Source organism: Actinoalloteichus sp. AHMU CJ021 (assembly GCF_002895405.1).
Lineage (GTDB): Bacteria > Actinomycetota > Actinomycetes > Mycobacteriales > Pseudonocardiaceae > Actinoalloteichus_B > Actinoalloteichus_B caeruleus.
Genome location: NZ_CP025990.1, coordinates 4525593 through 4542502 on the forward strand (window position 1 = coordinate 4525593; position 16910 = coordinate 4542502).

General features: G+C 72.0%; 15 protein-coding genes. 8 read left to right on the forward strand and 7 right to left on the reverse strand.

Annotation, left to right across the window (positions count from 1 at the left end; translation table 11 throughout):
- Positions 1–108 precede the first annotated feature (108 nt).
- Positions 109–1521: a multicopper oxidase family protein gene (locus tag C1701_RS19140; RefSeq protein WP_245588897.1), complete on the forward strand. Its 1413-nt coding sequence runs from the start codon at positions 109–111 to the stop codon at positions 1519–1521.
- Positions 1522–1758: 237 nt separating this feature from the next.
- Entirely contained in the window at positions 1759–3207 is a 1449-nt protein-coding gene (locus C1701_RS19145) for a WGR domain-containing protein (RefSeq protein ID WP_103056381.1), read from the forward strand.
- A gap of 295 nt (positions 3208–3502) precedes the next feature.
- On the opposite strand, the gene C1701_RS19150 is transcribed toward C1701_RS19145, so the two are convergent.
- Positions 3503–4420 carry an NADP-dependent oxidoreductase gene (locus C1701_RS19150; protein ID WP_103056382.1) on the reverse strand — a complete coding sequence of 306 codons (918 nt, stop codon included), beginning with the start codon at positions 4418–4420 and terminating at the stop codon, positions 3503–3505.
- A 128-nt stretch (positions 4421–4548) separates the two neighbouring features.
- Between C1701_RS19150 and C1701_RS19155 the strand changes: the two genes are divergently transcribed.
- Complete coding sequence (locus C1701_RS19155) at positions 4549–4992, forward strand: winged helix-turn-helix transcriptional regulator (protein ID WP_030104924.1); 444 nt, start codon at positions 4549–4551, stop codon at positions 4990–4992.
- 194 nt (positions 4993–5186) lie between these two features.
- Here C1701_RS19155 and C1701_RS19160 read toward each other — a convergent pair whose 3' ends face one another.
- Complete coding sequence (locus tag C1701_RS19160; RefSeq protein WP_030104923.1) at positions 5187–6650, reverse strand: alanine/glycine:cation symporter family protein; 1464 nt, start codon at positions 6648–6650, stop codon at positions 5187–5189.
- A gap of 366 nt (positions 6651–7016) precedes the next feature.
- The gene (locus C1701_RS19165) at positions 7017–7748 is read right to left on the reverse strand and encodes a class I SAM-dependent methyltransferase (RefSeq protein WP_030104922.1); all 732 of its coding nucleotides are present in this window, start codon (positions 7746–7748) and stop codon (positions 7017–7019) included.
- A gap of 212 nt (positions 7749–7960) precedes the next feature.
- On the opposite strand from C1701_RS19165, the gene C1701_RS19170 reads away from it, so the two are divergent.
- Together C1701_RS19170 and C1701_RS19175 are read left to right on the forward strand one after the other, a co-directional pair.
- Entirely contained in the window at positions 7961–8479 is a 519-nt protein-coding gene (locus C1701_RS19170) for an arsenate reductase/protein-tyrosine-phosphatase family protein (RefSeq protein ID WP_030104921.1), read from the forward strand.
- An 89-nt stretch (positions 8480–8568) separates the two neighbouring features.
- Positions 8569–9030: a DUF6314 family protein gene (locus C1701_RS19175; RefSeq protein ID WP_026419882.1), complete on the forward strand. Its 462-nt coding sequence runs from the start codon at positions 8569–8571 to the stop codon at positions 9028–9030.
- 112 nt (positions 9031–9142) lie between these two features.
- Here C1701_RS19175 and C1701_RS19180 read toward each other — a convergent pair whose 3' ends face one another.
- Positions 9143–9838: a hypothetical protein gene (locus tag C1701_RS19180; RefSeq protein ID WP_103056383.1), complete on the reverse strand. Its 696-nt coding sequence runs from the start codon at positions 9836–9838 to the stop codon at positions 9143–9145.
- Between the two features lie 596 nt (positions 9839–10434).
- Here C1701_RS19180 and C1701_RS19185 point away from each other — a divergent pair.
- On the forward strand, positions 10435–11451 hold the full coding sequence (locus C1701_RS19185; protein WP_051314205.1) for an endo-1,4-beta-xylanase: 1017 nt from the start codon (positions 10435–10437) through the stop codon (positions 11449–11451).
- Between the two features lie 162 nt (positions 11452–11613).
- On the opposite strand, the gene C1701_RS19190 is transcribed toward C1701_RS19185, so the two are convergent.
- Entirely contained in the window at positions 11614–12876 is a 1263-nt protein-coding gene (locus C1701_RS19190; RefSeq protein WP_103056384.1) for an NAD(P)/FAD-dependent oxidoreductase, read from the reverse strand.
- A 136-nt stretch (positions 12877–13012) separates the two neighbouring features.
- Positions 13013–13435, reverse strand: coding sequence for a VOC family protein (locus C1701_RS19195; RefSeq protein ID WP_016698792.1), 423 nt, complete (start codon positions 13433–13435; stop codon positions 13013–13015).
- Positions 13436–13473: 38 nt separating this feature from the next.
- On the opposite strand from C1701_RS19195, the gene C1701_RS19200 reads away from it, so the two are divergent.
- Positions 13474–13857 carry a MerR family transcriptional regulator gene (locus tag C1701_RS19200; protein ID WP_026419885.1) on the forward strand — a complete coding sequence of 128 codons (384 nt, stop codon included), beginning with the start codon at positions 13474–13476 and terminating at the stop codon, positions 13855–13857.
- A 225-nt stretch (positions 13858–14082) separates the two neighbouring features.
- On the opposite strand, the gene C1701_RS19205 is transcribed toward C1701_RS19200, so the two are convergent.
- The gene (locus C1701_RS19205) at positions 14083–15066 is read right to left on the reverse strand and encodes a helix-turn-helix transcriptional regulator (RefSeq protein ID WP_103056385.1); all 984 of its coding nucleotides are present in this window, start codon (positions 15064–15066) and stop codon (positions 14083–14085) included.
- Between the two features lie 64 nt (positions 15067–15130).
- On the opposite strand from C1701_RS19205, the gene C1701_RS19210 reads away from it, so the two are divergent.
- Positions 15131–16405 carry an epoxide hydrolase family protein gene (locus C1701_RS19210; protein ID WP_103056386.1) on the forward strand — a complete coding sequence of 425 codons (1275 nt, stop codon included), beginning with the start codon at positions 15131–15133 and terminating at the stop codon, positions 16403–16405.
- Positions 16406–16910 lie beyond the last annotated feature (505 nt).

The following is a 16910-nucleotide window of genomic DNA, read 5'->3' on the forward strand; positions in this document are numbered from 1 at the left end:
TTCGCGGGTCGGGGGTTCCCTCGCGGCCCCCGTCCGGTCCTGGTCGCCCTTCTCGTGATCGCCGTCGCCTCCGGGTGTTCCAGCCTCGGTTTCGGAGGAGAGGAACCCGTGGACACCGTCGGACAGGTCGACTTCGCACGGCCACTGGCGGTGCCACCACTGGCGGAGTCCCACCTGGACGGCGATGGCCGGCGGGTGTTCGACCTCGTCGCCCAGGATGGCGAGCGTGAGTTCGTCCCCGGGCTCAGCACTCCGACGCGGGGGTTCAACGGCGATCACCTCGGGCCGACGCTGCGGGCACGGCAGGGCGAACGGGTCGCAGTGCGGGTCCGCAACGACCTCGACGAGGTGACCACCGTGCACTGGCACGGGATGCGCCTGCCCGCCGCGATGGACGGCACCCCGCACCAGGCGATCGAACCGGGGGAGACCTGGGAACCGACGTGGACCGTCGACCAGCCCGCGGCGACGCTCTGGTACCACCCGCACCCGCACGGTGAGACGGAGAAGCAGGTCTACCAGGGCCTCGCGGGGCTGTTCCTCGTCGACGACCCCGAGGAAGCCGCCCTGGACCTCCCCCGGGAGTACGGGGTGGACGACATCCCCCTGGTCGTGCGGGACGTCCGGCTTGACGGCCAGGGACGGCTCGACCGCGAGTCCCGCAACCCGATGGGCGTCCTGGGTGACACCGTGCTCGTCAACGGCACCGCCGGCCCCTACCTGGAGGTCGAGGACGAACGGGTCAGGCTGCGCCTGCTGAACGCCTCCACGGCCCGCGTCTACGACTTCGGGTTCGCGGACGACCGCGGGTTCGCGCTGGTGGGCACCGACGGAGGGCTGCTGGCCGCCCCGCACCGCACTACCCGGGTGCGGCTCTCACCCGGGGAACGAGCCGAGATCGTCGTGGACCTGGTGGCGGGCGAGTCCACCGTTCTGCGTTCCACCCCTCCTGACCTGGGCACCGGCGACGCGATGACCGGCCGGGTCGGCGGCCGGGACACCCTCGACATCCTCGAGATCCGGGCCGCTGGTGACCTGCGCCCCGCTCCGCCGCTGCCGGACACCCTCGCCGACATCCCACCACCCGATCCCGCCGAGTCGGTCACCACCCGCGAGTTCGTGTTGAGCGGCAGGCAGATCAACGGCGGGTCGATGGACATGTCCCGGGTGGACGAGGTGGTGGTCCGCGACACCGCCGAGACCTGGGTGGTGCGCAACGACCACAACCAACCCCACAACTTCCACGTCCACGACGTGCGGTTCCGGGTCCTCGACCTCGACGGGGACCCACCACCTCCGCCGCTGTCCGGGTGGAAGGACACCGTGTACGTGCCGCCGGGCGGGGAGGTGCGCCTGCTGATCCGGTTCGGCCCGCACACCGACCCCGAGGTGCCGTACATGTACCACTGCCACCTGCTGCTGCACGAGGACCTGGGCATGATGGGGCAGTTCCTGGTCGTCGAACCGGGGCAGGAGGACACGGTCGGCACGCTGCTGGACGTCGACCACGACCACGGGTGAGGGGCGGTCCGAGCGGTTTCGGGCGGCATTCCTCGAGGCCCGCCGAGAGCCTGCCGCCACCACCGGAACCGCCCCGGCCCCGACCGACCAGCGCGGTCCGACGGGCGTGCCGCCGCGGGATGGCGACACGCGCCGTGACGATCACGTGTCGGTGGCCGCTCCTATGGTTCGGCCCATCAGCTACGGCGAGCCGAGGCCACCGCCCGGCCCCACCCCACGAACCCCACGGAGCACGCGATGGCCAGCAGCGCCGACCAGACCACGTACCTGGAACTGTCCGAAGAGGGCGGCGGCGCCCACAAGTTCTACGAGGTGCGGATCAGCGGGACCGAGGTGACGATCACCTACGGGCGGATCGGCGAACGCGGCCAGGTGCGTTCCAGCGCCCACGCCACCGAGGAGAAGGCGGCGGCCGCGGCGGCGAGGAAGATCGGCGAGAAGGTCCGCAAGGGGTATGCCCCAGCGGTGCGGGGGGTGCGGCAGCGCCGGGCCATCACCCGACGGGAGATCGTGAGCACCCGGTCCACGGCCCGGCAGGCCCCCGTGTTGTGGCGTTTCGCCTCCGGCGCCCCGGCGTTCGGCATCTTCGTCAACGACGAGCAGGCCTGGGTCGGCAACGAGAAGGGTGACGTCTTCACCCTCGCTCATGACGGCACCGTCACCGGCCGCTACGGGTTACCCGACGGCGTCAAGTGCATCGTCGCCGACGACTTCTGGATCTACGCCGGCTGCGACGACGGCCGGGTCTACGACCTCGGCGGCAAGATCCCGCACGTGGCCTACGAGATCGCCGAGGACGTCGACATCTACTGGCTCGACGTCAACGACGGTGTCCTCGGGGTGTCCGACCGCCAGGGTGGCATCACCACCGTCGACCACGAGGACGAGTTCCAGTGGCGGCGCACCAGCTCCGGGAACTACGCCTGGATGGTGCGGTGCGACGACGACGGCGTCTACCACGGGCACTCGGGCGGCGTCACCCGCTACGGCTCCCGGGACGGCCAGCCCGTGTGGCACACCGACACGCGGGGCAGCGTGCTCTTCGGCTGGCAGGAACGCGACGACGTCTACGCCGGCACCTCCTTCGGGTCGGTGTACCGGATCGACAAGGCCAGCGGTGCCGTGCGCAACCACTACCGGTGCGACGCCGCCGTGTTCTCCTGCGCCACCTCCCCGGACGGGCGGTACGTCTTCGCCGGGGACAACCACTCCTCGGTGTACTGCTTCGCCGCCGACGGCACCCGGCTGTGGAAGCTGGGCACCGGCTGCGGTTCCGCCTACTCGATGCAGTACCACGACGACCGGCTCTACGTCGTCACCACCGACGGCTCGCTGGCCTGCATCGACGCCAGTGAGCAGGCGGTCACCGCCGCGAAGGAGGGGCAGCTGCCCCGAACCGAGGACATCAAGGCCACCGGGTGGGAGCGGGTCACCCCGTCGACCCGCCTGGAGACGGTGCGGCGCTCCGCGAGCACCAGCGGCCTCGCCGGCGTGGAGGTCGAGTGCGTCCAGGAGGGGGGCCGGACCCGGGTCCGAGTCCTGACCCCCGGGTTCGACCCGACCTGGCGAGTGCAGTTCCCCAAGGACATCCGCGAGGTGGGAGCCCGCTACCTCGTCGCCGAGGTGCACGAGTCCGGTCGAGGCGGCTTCTACCGGGCGCGGGGCGAGATCAAGCGCCTCCTCTGACCAGCGCGGCGAAGGCACGCTTCCCGGTGTTCCTGTCGCCGGCCCCGGGTACGGGCGCGGGTGGCCGGACGAGGCTGGCGTGCGCGCCGCCGCCTGGCCGCCACTCGGACGGCACCGCGTGAACAGCTCCGGGGTTCCTGGCCGAGGGTCCCGAGGACCTCACCGCTCGAGACGGGCACGAGGGGCGTGGACCAGGTCCCCCGCATTCCCGCTGCTACCCGGACCGCACGCCGTCGTCGACACGGGCGAGTGGCATGGTGGGCCCACACCAGGACCGTCCCGCCGCCCTGGGAGGTCAGGGGTGGATCACGTACCGGCCGCGCACTCCGCCGCCGGCCACGGCGCGGTGCGCGTCCGGGACCTGGTCCAGTGGCACGGCGGCGTGCACCCGAGCGGGCAGCTCCCCGGCCGCCACGCGGCCGAGCAGGTCGTCCAACCGGGTGCTGTCGGGGCCCGCGACGACGGTGCGGACGGTGATCCCGCGCTCGGTGGCGGGCGCGTTGCCCGGTTGGACACCGACCAGGGTGCCGCCGTCGCGGACCAGGGCCAACGCCCGCTCCTGGAACACCGCGCAGTCGGCGACGGCGTCCCACCCCGGTTCGGCGTGGGTGACGAACGCGGCGCCCAGACCTCGGACGAACTCCTCGTCGGCCGGCCTCGCCAGCCCGGTGACCCGCCAGCCGCGGTCGGCGGCGAGGACGGCCAGGTAACCGCCGACCGCGCCCGCCGCCCCGGTCACCAGCAGCCGGTCGGCACCGGGGGTCGCGTCGCCGAGCAGGTCGAGGATCCCCGCGGCGGCGAGCCCGTTGACCGGCACGGTCGAGGCCGTCGACAGGTCCAGCCCGTCGGGCACGACGGCGAGTTTGGCGACCGGCACGGTGAGCTGCTCGGCGTAGGAGCCGTGGTCGCGGTCGAAGCCGTCCACCAGTCCGGCGACCCGGGTGCCCACGGCCAGGTCCACATCCGGGCCGGTCGCGACGACGGTGCCGGCGAAGTCCCAGCCCAGACCGGTGTGGTCCGGCTGGTGGATCACCCCCCTGGCGTGGAACAGGCCGGCGGCGACCGCGAGATCGACGGGGTTGACGGCCGCCGCGGCGACCGCGAGCCGGACCTCACCCCTGCCGGGCTCGCGGACGGGGACGTCGATGATCTCGATCGAGTCGGGGCCGCCGGGGTCGCGGACGACGGCGGCGCGGAAGGTGGACGTGCTCACAACGTGCTCCTCAGGACGGTTGCTGCCCCATGACTGGGTGCCAGCACCACTGTGGGTGAGATACTCCCCAACGGGAAGAAGGCACCTCGAAGTGCGTAAGGCACCCGGTGCTGGAAGGTGGGTGCGTGATGACGACGAGGACGGCGACCGAGCAGCGGGAGCGGGCGCGAGCGAGCTACGACGCCTTCCTGGCGGGCTGCCCCAGCCGTCAACTGCTCGACCGGATCTCCAACAAGTGGACCGCCCTGATCCTGGCCGCGCTCGGCAGCGGCGGCCCGCATCGGTCCGGCGAGGCCTGCGCCGACGGCCCACGACCGATGCGCTACTCGGAGCTGGCCAGGCGGCTCGCCGGGGTCAGTCAGAAGATGCTCACCCAGACGTTGCGCTCCCTCGAACGCGACGGCCTGCTCAGCCGCACGGTCACACCAACCGTGCCGGTCACGGTCACCTACGAGCTGACCGACCTCGGCCTCTCACTGCACCACCTCATGCGTGGCATCAAGGAGTGGGCCGACACCCACATGGACGTCGTGCTCGCCAACGGCGAGGCCTACGACAGCCGCCAGGGGTGACCTCGGGCGCGCCACGGCAGGCGTGGCGGGAGCCGACCACCTCGGGTGGGTCCGCAGCGCCCGAGGTGGCCCCAGGCGTCGTCGCGGCCGGCTGATCGAGTGATCAGCGCGTCCCCCGAGGTCGGACGCCCAAGCCGCCCGTCCCCATCCCGCCCGCTCGGTGCGGCATCCCCGCCCCGTCCTCGCCGGCCGGGTCAGCTCTCGCTGACAGCCTCACGAGTCCGGTCGCCGTCGGGTTCCGGCTCCCAGCAGGCCACGTTCTGGACGTCCGGCAGGCGGTCGCGGGTGAAGACGGGGTCGAGCCCCTGCCGCCGCTGCGCCTCGTAGTCCCGCAGCAGTCGCATCGCCACCGCCCCCAGCGGGGCGATCGCGACCAGGTTGATCACCGCCATCACGCCCATCGTGACGTCCGCGAGGTTCCACACCAGCTCCAGCGAGCTGATGGCGCCGAGGAACAGGACGCCGACCACGACGATCCGGTACCCCAGCATCACGGCGGGACTGGACGTCAGGAAGCTCAGGTTCGACTCGCCGTAGTAGTAGTTGCCCATGACCGAGGTGAAGGCCAGCAGGAAGATGATCAACGTCAGCAGGTGCACCGACCAGGCGCCCAGGCTGGCCGCCAGCGCCTGCTGGGTGAGCTCCGCGCCCCCGAGGTCGCTGCCGTAGGCGGGGTTGGCGAACAGGATGATGAAGGCGGTGATCGAGCAGACGACGAGCGTGTCGAAGTACACGCCGAAGGTCTGGGCGAGGCCCTGCTTCACCGGGTGGCTCACCGACGCAGTCGCGCCCGCGTTCGGGGCGGAACCCATCCCGGCCTCGTTGGAGAACAGCCCCCGCCGGATGCCCATCATCACCGCGGTCCCCAGGCCGGCGGCGCCGACCTCACGCAGCCCGAACGCCGAGGCGACGATGTCGGAGAACACCGCCGGGACCTGCTCGATGTTCATGCCCACCACGACCGCGCCCATCACCAGGTAGATCAGCGCCATGAACGGAACGGCCAGTTGCGCGACCGCCGCGATCCGGCGGACCCCGCCGAAGATGACCACCCCGGCCAACAGCGCGAGCGCGATGCCGACCGCCGGCGCCAACCAACCAGCCGTCTCCGCCCCACCGGACACCGTGTTCACCGAGTTGGAGATCGCCGCCGCGATGCTGTTCGACTGCACCATGTTGAACACGAAGCCGAAGGTGAAGATGATGACGACGGCGAAGAGGACTCCCATCCACCGCTGCCCCAGCCCGTGCCACATGTAGTAGGCGGGGCCCCCTCGGTAGCCGTCCCGGTCGCGCACCTTGAACAACTGCGCCAGCGTGGACTCCACGAACGAGGCGGAGCCGACGACCAGCCCCATGATCCACATCCACATGACCGCGCCCGGCCCACCGAGGCTGATGGCGATGGCGACGCCGGCGATGTTGCCGGTCCCCACCCGGGCCGCCGCGGAGATCGCGAAAGCCTGGAAGGAGGAGACGGCCGGCTTCCCGTCCCGCGCCCGCTCCGGCTTCCCTCCGAGGTTGCGGACCATCTCCCGGACCAGCCGGAACTGCACGCCTCGGGATCGCACCGTGAAGTAGATGCTGACCACGGCGAGCAGGGGGATGACCAGGTAGGTCCAGAAGTCGTCGTTCAGCGCGACGATCGCGTCGTTCACTGTTCCCCTACCTCGTTCTCCGTCGAGACGTACCGTTCTCGTCCCCTACGGCGGGTCGCGGCCCCGGGAGGAGACGATTTGGAGCGGCGTGATCGCACGCCGTGACCACGTCGGCCTGCGGCACCGTACACACGTTCACTCCACCGTGCACCCCCGGGCGGGGAGGGGTCGCCGGCGAGTCCCCGGTCCGCGCCGCGTCGTGCGGCGTCCTCCCTGGTGAAGGTCCGGTGAAGGGGCACGATCGAACCCGGTGTGATGTGGGTCGCGTCAACGGTGGAGGGCTCGGGGGCGCGCCACCAGGGAGGGTGGCGCCGGCGGGGTCGCTCCCCGTCCAGGTGTCCGGTTGAGGACAGGGGCCGGTCGGGCTCAGCGCCGGCGGCAGGTGTAGGCGGCGTACACGGAGCCGACGAAAGCGCTGTCGACCACCTCAAACCCCGCCCGGTCCACCATCGGTTCGAGCAACCAGCGGAAGGTGCTGAACTCGGTGCGGACGTGCTCCGCCAGGTCGTGCGCGGTGTACCCCCGCGCCGAGTCGTCCACGGCGTGCTGGAACCACCGGGAGAACACGGTCTCCACCTCCCCCGGGTCGGCGTCGTAGACCAGGTCGCGGAGCCGGAGCACGCCGCCCGGCCGGAGCAGACCGGCGATCCGGCGCAACGCGAGCGCTTTCCAGAAGTCCGGCAGCTGGTGCAGCGCGTTGCGGGTGTGGACGACGTCGGCGGGCGCACCGGTGTGCTCGTAGCTGAGGAAGCCCGCCCGCACGCACTCGACGTTCCGCCAGCCCTCGCTGGTGACCCTGGCCGCCAGCACGTCGAGCATCGCGGGGGAGACGTCCACGGCCACGACCCGCCGGACGTGCGGCGCCACCGCCAGCGTGAAACGCCCGGTGCCGGCGCCCAGATCCACCACGGTGGACTCCGAGGTCATCCCCGAAGCCCGCAGCGCGGCGAGGTCCGCCGCGATCTCCCCGTCCTCGTCGCTGGGAGCACCGTCGTCCCGGCGGAACCCGGCCTTGCGTTCGTAGCCGGCCACGAATTCCGGGTCCAGGTGCTCCGGCCCCGCGAAGGCCATCTCGTCCAGCCACCAGTCAGCGGTCATACCGAGATCGTGGCCCCGGGGCACGGGGCAGCGCCACCGAGATTCGCCCCTGTCCCCTCGGCCGGGTTCGGGAGAACCGTGAGGCGCGGCCACTCCGCGTGCGCCGTTCACCGGACGTCCCGTGCGTCGTTCCTCCGTCAGCCGGTGGAGATCCGGTAGCCGGGCTTCCCGGCACCCGAGTTCCCGCCCGGCGTCGCCGATAGCGTGAGCCGGTGCGCATCCTCTTCGTCTGCACCGGTAACACCTGCCGCTCCCCGATGGCGGCCGCCATCACCGAGGCCGTCGCCGCCCGGCGCTCCGTTCCGGTGCGGGTGTCCTCGGCCGGGCTACGCGCCGAGACGCTGATCAGCCCGGACACGACGGCGATGCTCCAGCGGCGGGGCATCGACCCGGGGCCGCGACCGGCCGTCCAGGTCACACCGCACCTCGTCGAACAGGCGGACCTGGTGCTCGGCGCGACCCGCGCCCACCACGACGCCCTCCGCGCCGAGGTTCCCACCGCCGCCGGCCGGATCCACGTCTGGGCCGACTTCGTGGCACGGGCCGCCGCGCTGCCCCCGCAACCGGACCTCGACGAGTTGTGCGCCCGCCTCGCCGAGGGCGAACCCCTGCCGGACACCGACCTCGTCGACCCCGCCGGGCGGGGGCGGGCCGCCTACGAGACCGCGGCCGCCCAGATCGACGAACTCGCCGAGGGGCTCCTGGACGTGCTCGGCGCGTTCGCCAGGTAGTCCCGTCGCCCCGCGCCCACTGGCCGGCCCCGGGGGCCGACCGCCCCACCGGCGGTGCCGCCGCTCCGGCTCCAGGACAATGCTGGGCGATGAACGCCGAGAGCGGCCCGCCGCCAGCGCCCACCGCCGACACCGATCTCCGGGGCTACCTGCTCGGGCGGTGGCGCCTGGACCGGGTGATCAGCACGCCCGAGGGAGGCGAACTCGGCACCTTCACCGGGTCGGCCGAGTTCACGGACGTGCGCCCCGCCCTCCTCCGCTACCGGGAGGAGGGCGAGTTGCGGTTCGGTACGCACGTCGGACCCGCCTACCGAACCCTCTGGTACCGCACCACGGGCGCGGCCACCGCCGAGGTCACCTTCGACCACGGCGGGTTCTTCCACACCGTCGACCTCCGCGGGCCCCGGTGGAACGCCGAGCACCTCTGCGTGGCCGACCTCTACCGGGTGGAGTACCTGGTCCGGGACGAGAACACGTGGGCGCAGCGGTGGCGGGTCACCGGCCCCGCCAAGAACCACGTCATCGCCACCGACTACCACCGCGGCGGTTGAGGACCCGGTTCCGCCCGGCCCCGTGCGAGCGTGCTCGTCCGAGCCGAGCGCCGCGCGGCCGGGCCCGCGTAGGACGCGGGAACTCCGCACGCAGGGGCGGCAGGAACCCTGGTCAGGGGCTCGGGAGGTGCGCGGCGATGTCGGCGACGGCGTGCAGCAGGGCCGGGTCCGGGCTTCCGGACAGCGGTTCCGCCTCCGCGATCGTCAGCACCCTGCCGTGGGGCTCCGACCCGTAGTACTCGGCGGTGAACCTGACTGCCGACAGCTCAGGGAACGGGCTCCACGCCGGGTGGAAGTCACCGGAACCGTGCTCATCGAAGACCTGCCGAAGGTCCCAGACCTCCGCCGCGTCGCGCATCCGGACCCAGGAGATCGACACCGCGACGTCGTTGCCGTGCTCGTCCCGCACCGAGAACAGCTGGCGGCGGAGGGACTGACATGGTGTCGTCTGGAAGAAGGTCCGCACCTGGCCGAACGAGTGCCGCGCGCAGTTGGTGTGCCGGCGACTCCGCTTCTTGTGCCGTTGGGTGACCCGCAGTTCCTTCCACGCCGTCGTCCGCTGCCCGTTCCTCGCCGCTTTCCTGGCGTTGGGCAGTCGGGTCTGGATGACTCGCGCGACGGCCTGGTTTCCCGCTCCGGTCACGACCGGGCCACCACCGAACAGCGTCCCGCCAGTCGTGCCGACGGACGCCGCTCCCATCAGCGTGACGGTGGCCGCCGCGGCAACCACCGGACCCGCCTTCCGGGAACCACGGCTGTCCTCGATGAAGATCTTTCTCCCGTTCTTGGTAATCCACCTACCGGCCATGCGGCTCCTCTGCTCCGGGGAAATCGGCCCATTCCTAGCGGGGGTGGGGGACAATTCTGCTCGCAGCAGCCCTCCGTTCACCCGGTCAGGGGATGGCGAGTGTGCGCGTGTCGCTGTTCGACGGCGTGTCGATCGGAGGTGCGCCGGGTTGCGAGGCGGTGGGGTTCGCCGAGGAGCGGGTGGTCGCTCGTGCGCCGTGGATGTGTCGAACGCCGCGAAGCTCTCGTCGAAACGGACGCGGAGAATGGGGCCGAATCCGTTCGAGAACTCGGCCACAATGGTGCCGGTATCGTGTCGAAAATTGCACTGTTCGGGTCAGTGTGCTGGCGGGTGGTCGGGTCGATGATATCTTCGTGCGCATTTCGGCCCGGCGGTCGTGATGTGGTGGTGGGCGAGGTGTCCGCCTTCTCCTGGTTCGCGACGCGTCTCGGGGTGGGCGTTCTCCTTTCCCGTCCGAACGGGAGTGTTGGTCGCTCCCGTGCTGTCGGGCTTCCCAACGGGAGGGAATTCTCGGTGATTTCCGGGCGCGGTCACCGGGAGGCCCTTCGCCGGGGGTGTGCGCGCGTGTCCGCAACGTCCAGAGAACAGGACAGACAATGCGACTGACAACGAGGTCAGTGCGACAGGCCGTCGTGGCGATCAGCGCGGCGGTGGCCCTGGGAACCGTGATGGCGCCACCCGTCGTGGCGGAGAGCGCTCAGGACACCCTCGGGGCCGCCGCGTCCCAGACCGGCCGGTACTTCGGTGCGGCCGTCGCGGCCCACAAGCTCTCGGAACCCGCCTACGTCTCGATCCTCGACCGCGAGTTCAACATGGTGACGGCCGAGAACGAGATGAAGATGGACGCGACCGAGCCCAACCAGGGACAGTTCACCTTCGGTAACGCCGACCGGATCGTCAACCACGCCCTCAGCAGGGGCATGCGGGTGCGTGGCCACACCCTGGCCTGGCACTCGCAGCAGCCCGGCTGGATGCAGGGGATGGAGGGGCCGGGGCTGCGGCAGGCCATGCTCAACCACGTCACCCAGGTGGCCGCCCACTTCCGTGGACGGATCCACTCCTGGGACGTGGTCAACGAGGCCTTCGAGGACGGCGGTTCCGGCGCTCGGCGCAACTCCAACCTGCAACGCACCGGTAACGACTGGATCGAGGCGGCCTTCCGCGCGGCCCGCGCGGCCGACCCCGGCGCCAAGCTCTGCTACAACGACTACAACATCGACGACTGGAGCCACGCCAAGACCCAGGCCGTGTACCGCATGGTGCAGGACTTCCGGTCGCGTGGCGTGCCCATCGACTGCGTCGGTCTCCAGTCCCACTTCTTCGGTGTGAACGTCCCGGCGAACTACCAGACGACCATCTCCAGCTTCGCCGCCCTGGGCGTGGAGGTGCAGATCACCGAGCTCGACGTGGGTGGCTCCGGGTGGCAGCAGGCGGACAACTACCGCCGGGTGACCCAGGCCTGCCTCAACGTTCCGCGTTGCACGGGCATCACGGTCTGGGGAATTCGTGACAGCGACTCGTGGCGGGCGTCGCAGACGCCGCTCCTGTTCGACGGGCAGGGGAACAAGAAGGAGGCCTACTACTCCGTGCTCAACACGCTGAACGGCGGTTGATCCGGACAGCGGTGACCACCCCGGTGCCGGGCCGGCCGTCCTGAGGGCGATATCGACGTCTCCGCCGCGGTCCTCGAGGCGAGGACCGGCCAGCACCGGGGTACCAGGGGACGGGCGCTCAGCAGCGCCCGTCCCCGCCCCCGTTCCACGGTGGGCGGGCCGTCACCGCAGCGGGTCGAGTTCCCGCAGCGGGTCGGGTCGCCGGCCGGTGGTGATGAGTTCCGCCAACAGCCGTCCCGTCACCGGGCCCTGGGTGAGGCCCCACATGCCGTGCCCGCCCGCCACGTACACACCGGGTACTCCGACCTCCCCCACGAGCGCGCGGCCGTCCGGGGTGACCGGGCGGGGGCCCACCCACTCGTCGGTGCGCCGATCCCAGTCGACGCCGGTGAGCAACGGTCGTGCCGAGTCGACGATCGCCTCGATCCGGGCCTGGTCGAGGGCCGCGTCCGGGGGCTGGAACTCCATGGTGCCGGCCACGCGCAGCGACCCCCGGTAGGGAGTGCAGGCGACCCGGGCCTCCGGCAGGTAGATCGGTCCCGTCACGGGGTCCGAGGTCGGCACGGTGAAGGAGTAGCCGCGTCCGGCCCGCACCGGCACCCGCACGCCCCACTGGCGGGACAGGCGGTCCAACCAGGCGCCGGTCGCGAGGACCAGGACGTCGGCGGAGATCGTCTCGGCCGAGGAGGAGCGGACGACGGACTGGTCCGCGCTGCGGTGCGTCTCGATGACCTCGAACCCGTCGAGGACCACCCCGCCCCGGTCGCGCACCGAGTCGGCCAGTGACCGGGTGAAGGCCCCCGGGTCCACGTACCGCTGTCCGTCCAACCTGACGGCGGCGGTGATCTGGCCGGATGCCTGCGGGAGCCGCTCCCGCAGGTCAGGTCCTTCCAGGCCCGTGTAGTCGATGTGCTGGCCGACCTCCCGCATCCGGCGCAGTTCCTGGAGGAGGTGGGTCGCGTCGGAACGGTCGCGGAACAGCGCCGTCACCGGGGCACGGTGCGTCTCGGCCCTGACCCCGTTCGCCGCCAGTTCGTCGAAGGCGTCCAGTGCGGCCTGGTTGAGGGGGAGCCCGGCGTGGGCGGCGCGGCGCCACGAGCCCCACGTGCAGTGCGCGGCGAACCGGAGCAGGAAGCGCCACAGGTCCGGGTCGACCGTCACGGGCACGTGCAGCGGTGCCTTCGGATCAGCCAACGACCGCAGCCCGTAGCGCAGCACGCTGGGCTCGTTCAGGGGGATCGCCAGGCCGGGGGAGAGCCACCCGGCGTTGCCGTGCGAGGCTCCCGCCGCCACGCCGGCGCGGTCCACGACCGTGACCTCGACGCCGCGTTCCTGGAGGAACCACGCGGTCGACAGGCCCACCATCCCCGCTCCCACGATGACGGCCGACCGGGGCCCGCCGCTGCCTCGCGATCCGGTTCCCATGACACCTCCAGGTCTGGACTCGACTGCTCTCCCCGAGCATGGCCCAGAATCCGTGACGTGTGTGTGTCGGGAGTGGACCGATCGCCGGAAGGTGATCCTCGACTCGCCCCGCCGGCCGCGCCGGGAACGGCGGGGGTCATCGGCCGGGGCTGTCCAGTTCCTCGAACAACGTCAGCTGGAGGCCCGCCGGGCCGTTGAGGCGGGAGTTCAGCGACCGCCACGGGGTCTGCCGGGGGGAGGCGACGAGTTCGGCGCCACCGGCCACCAGATCGGTGGTGCGTGCCTCCGCGTCGTCGACCTCGAAGGCGACACGCAGCCGAGCGCTGCGCGTCCCCTCCGCCTCGATGCCGTCGATCATCCGCACCTGCGCGGGGTTGGCGAGTTCCAGCGTGGCCGCGCCGGCGTCGAGGATCGCGACCCTGGCGTCCCCGTCGCCTTCGAAGGCCGCCCGCTGCGGGAGGCCGAGTACGTCCCGGTAGAAGGTGAGCGCCGCTTCGAAGTCCTCGGCCTCGACGACGAGGCGCAGCTGCCGGACCGGTGTGGTCGTGGTGTCGGTCATGCTGGTCACGGTAGGAGCTGACACTGATGTGAGGGCAAGTGCGAATCGGTGAACTGTCGCGGCGCACCGGGGCCAGCGTGCGGTCCCTGCGGTACTACGAGGAACGTGGGCTCATCGCCGCCGAACGAGGTCCCAGCGGTCAACGCCACTACGCCGGCCACGTCGTCGAGCGTGTCCTGTTGGTGCGGCGACTGCTCGAGGCGGGCTTGGGCACGCACGCCATCGCCGATGTGCTGCCATGCCTGGCCGACCCGGCGACCCAGACCACGTCCCTGACCTCCCGGCTGGTCGTCGAACGGGACCGCCTCGCCCGTGAGATCGCCGAACGGCGCAGGATGCGCGACGCCCTGGACAGGTTCATCGACCAGGCCCCGCCCCTCGCCGGCGCCGAGGGTTCCCCGGAGCCGGAGCGCGCCGGCTGAGGTGCCGGGCGTGGACGGTGGGGACGGACGGTCACCGGGTGCGCCCGGGCGGCTGCGCGCCGGCTCACCGGGGTTGCCCGCCCCGAGGCGCGGACCGGTGGGGACGTCGCCGTGCTGACCTCGTGGGGGTGTCCCTCTGTGGTTGTCACGCCGCAGCCGGAGTGGGGTGTGGTCCTCGCCCGCGCGACGCGCACCGCCCGACGGTGCGCACAGGTTCGGCTGCCGTCAGGCGGGCCCGGGCTGGTCGACGTGGTCAAGGGACCGCAGGCACCGCCTCCCGATGGCGCGCAGCGAGGCGACCAGCTCGTCGGGCCCGTCGACGAGGGTGAAGTCGGCGTCCACCGAGGTGATCATCCACGCCAGGTCGCGGGGGCTGTCGGAACCCACCCGCAGCAGGCAGCTGGTGTGGTCGACGGCCTCGAGGACGCCCATGCCCGGCCAGATCCGGTCCGAGACCGCCTCGGCCGGCTCGTGCAGGGTCACCGTCGCCTGGTAGGGCCAGGCCCGTGCGGACAGCTGGTGTGCGACGTAGCTGGCGGGGTCCTCGCCGCCCGGCAACTCCCGGGGAGTGAAACGGGGGCCGTTCGGGACGCGGGGCCGCAGCCGGTCGACCCGGAAGGTGCGCCAGGCGTCCCGGTCGGTGTCGAAGGCGACCAGGTACCAGTGCCGGCCGAAACTGACCAGGCTGTGGGGCTCGGCCGCTCGCGGGCCCTCGCCGCCGTGAGGGCTGGCGTAGTCGAACCGCAGGCCCTCCCGTCGCCGGCACGCCTCGGCGACCGCCATCAGGACGTCGGGGTCCACTACCGGCCCGGGAGCGGTTCCCGTGCGGACGGTCGCGGTGTGCAGGGTGTTCACCCGGTACCGCAGCCGGGAGGGCAGCACCTGTTCCAGCTTGGACAGGGCGCGCAGCGAGGTCTCCTCGACGCCGGCGACCGAGCCGGCGGTGGCGGTGCGCAGGCCCACCACCACCGCGACGGCCTCGTCGTCGTCCAGCAGCAACGGGGGCAACGCCGCTCCCGCGCCGAGGCGGTACCCCGCGCTGCCCTGGGTGGCGCGCACCGGGTATCCGAGCGAGCGCAGCCGCACCACGTCCCGGCGGACCGTGCGGGTGCTCACGTCCAGTCGGTCCGCGAGAGCAGCGGCGGTCCACTCCCGCTGGACCTGGAGCAGGGACAGCAGCCTCAGCAGCCTGGCCGACGTTTCCACCACACCATCAGAGCCTGGCCGCCGCTTAGGACGCAACCTGTCCCAACCGGTTCCTAGCGTCTCCCGCATGACAGGCACCGCCAACGGCATCCGGCCCTTCCGCATCGACGTTCCCCAGACCCAGCTCGACGACCTCCACGACCGGCTCGCCAACACCCGCTGGCCGGACGAGGTCCCGGGGGTGGGCTGGAGCCGGGGAGTGCCCACGTCCTACCTGCGGGAACTCACCGAGTACTGGCGGGAGCACCACGACTGGCGCGCCCGGGAGGCCGAGCTCAACCGGCATCCCCAGTTCACGACGCGCATCGACGGGCAGAACGTGCACTTCCTGCACGTCCGGTCCACCGAGCCGGGTGCCACGCCGCTGCTCCTGCTGCACGGCTGGCCGGGAACCTTCGCCGACTTCCTCGAGGTCATCGCGCCCCTCACCGATCCCCGCGCGCACGGAGGTGACCCGGCCGACGCCTTCCACCTGGTGATCCCGTCCCTGCCCGGGTTCGGCTTCTCCGTGCCGCTGGCCGGGCCGGGCATGAACGCGGCCAGGATGGCGGGGATCCTCGCCCGGCTGATGGCCGAACTCGGCTACGAGCGGTACGGCGTGCAGGGTTACGACACCGGGAGCTGGATCGCTCCCGAGGTGGCCAGGCAGGCGACCGACCACGTGGTGGGCGTCCACGTCAACGCCATGCTCTCCTTCCCGATCGGCGCGCCGGGGGAGATGGACAACCTCACCGAGAAGGAACAGCGCAGCTGGGACGGGATGCGGGACTACAACGACGGCTACCTCCAGTGCAACGCGAAGCGGCCGCGGACCGTCGCCTACGGGCTGCACGACTCCCCGGTCGGCCAGCTCGCGTGGATCGTGGAGAAGTTCAAGGAGCTGTCCGAGCCCGAGGACGGCCTGCCCGAGGAGAGCCTCGACCGGGACTGGATGCTCACCACCGTCGCCCTGTACTGGTTCACCGGAACGGCGGGCTCGGCTGCCCAGATCTACTACGAGGAGATGTCGGCGAACTCCTGGAGCGACGCCGAGGGGGGAGGCGAGTGGGACGCGTCAGGGGAGGCCGCTGCCTCCGGTTCGTGGGGCGGGGATGACCAGCCCGGAGCCGGTGAGGCGGGTGCGGCCGGGGGAACGGGCGAGACGAGCTGGGCTCCCGAGCGGGGCACGACTCCGACGGCGGTCCTGCTCTCCGCCCTCGACGTCACCGTCCGGCCGTGGGCGGAGCGTGACCACAACGTGGTGCGGTGGACCGAGTTGGAGCGGGGCGGGCACTTCCTGTCCCAGGAGGACCCTGGCGCGTTGGTGGCCGACGTCCGGGCGTTCTTCCGCCAGCTCCGCTGAGCGGGCGGCGGGGATACCGCCCCGGTCTCCGGCCCTCCCGCCGCTCCCGCGCGTGTTCGGGCGGCCCAGGGGGTGGGCGGCCGGCGTGCACGGGTCGAGTCCGCGTGCTCCTCGCCTCCGCAGGTGGAGTGCGAGGAGGTGGTGTCCCGCTCGTGGAGCGGTGGCCAGGTCCGTGGCCGCCACCTCGACGGGCAGCGGCCGCGTCGACCGTACTGGTTGAACGGCTCCTCGGGTGGATCCGGCGATGAGGTCGACCACCGGCTGGATCGCCGTGCCGGCGGGAGTGGCCAGGAGTCCGGCGAGCAGCCGTACGGCGGCCCTCGGTACCCGCCCGCCGTCGCCCTGGTGGCTGGACCGGACGAACCCGGGTCGTGGCGCACGTGCTCGTCGCCGATCCGGGTGCTGGACCGGCGACCCCGCCGCCGGTCCCGGAGGTTAGCGGTCCCGGCGTCGGTCCCGGACGTTCGCGGTCCCGGCGTCGAGGTCCTGCGCGGTGGGAGGTCGC

Excerpts from the sequence above, each read along its gene's own strand:
- C1701_RS19145 (WP_103056381.1), top strand. The coding sequence starts at position 1,759 with ATGGCCAGCAGCGCCGACCAGACCACGTACCTGGAACTGTCCGAAGAG.
- C1701_RS19155 (WP_030104924.1), top strand. The coding sequence starts at position 4,549 with ATGACGACGAGGACGGCGACCGAGCAGCGGGAGCGGGCGCGAGCGAGC.
- C1701_RS19165 (WP_030104922.1), bottom strand. The coding sequence starts at position 7,748 with ATGACCGCTGACTGGTGGCTGGACGAGATGGCCTTCGCGGGGCCGGAG.
- C1701_RS19175 (WP_026419882.1), top strand. The coding sequence starts at position 8,569 with ATGAACGCCGAGAGCGGCCCGCCGCCAGCGCCCACCGCCGACACCGAT.
- C1701_RS19180 (WP_103056383.1), bottom strand. The coding sequence starts at position 9,838 with ATGGCCGGTAGGTGGATTACCAAGAACGGGAGAAAGATCTTCATCGAG.
- C1701_RS19185 (WP_051314205.1), top strand. The coding sequence starts at position 10,435 with ATGCGACTGACAACGAGGTCAGTGCGACAGGCCGTCGTGGCGATCAGC.
- C1701_RS19190 (WP_103056384.1), bottom strand. The coding sequence starts at position 12,876 with ATGGGAACCGGATCGCGAGGCAGCGGCGGGCCCCGGTCGGCCGTCATC.
- C1701_RS19195 (WP_016698792.1), bottom strand. The coding sequence starts at position 13,435 with ATGACCGACACCACGACCACACCGGTCCGGCAGCTGCGCCTCGTCGTC.
- C1701_RS19210 (WP_103056386.1), top strand. The coding sequence starts at position 15,131 with ATGACAGGCACCGCCAACGGCATCCGGCCCTTCCGCATCGACGTTCCC.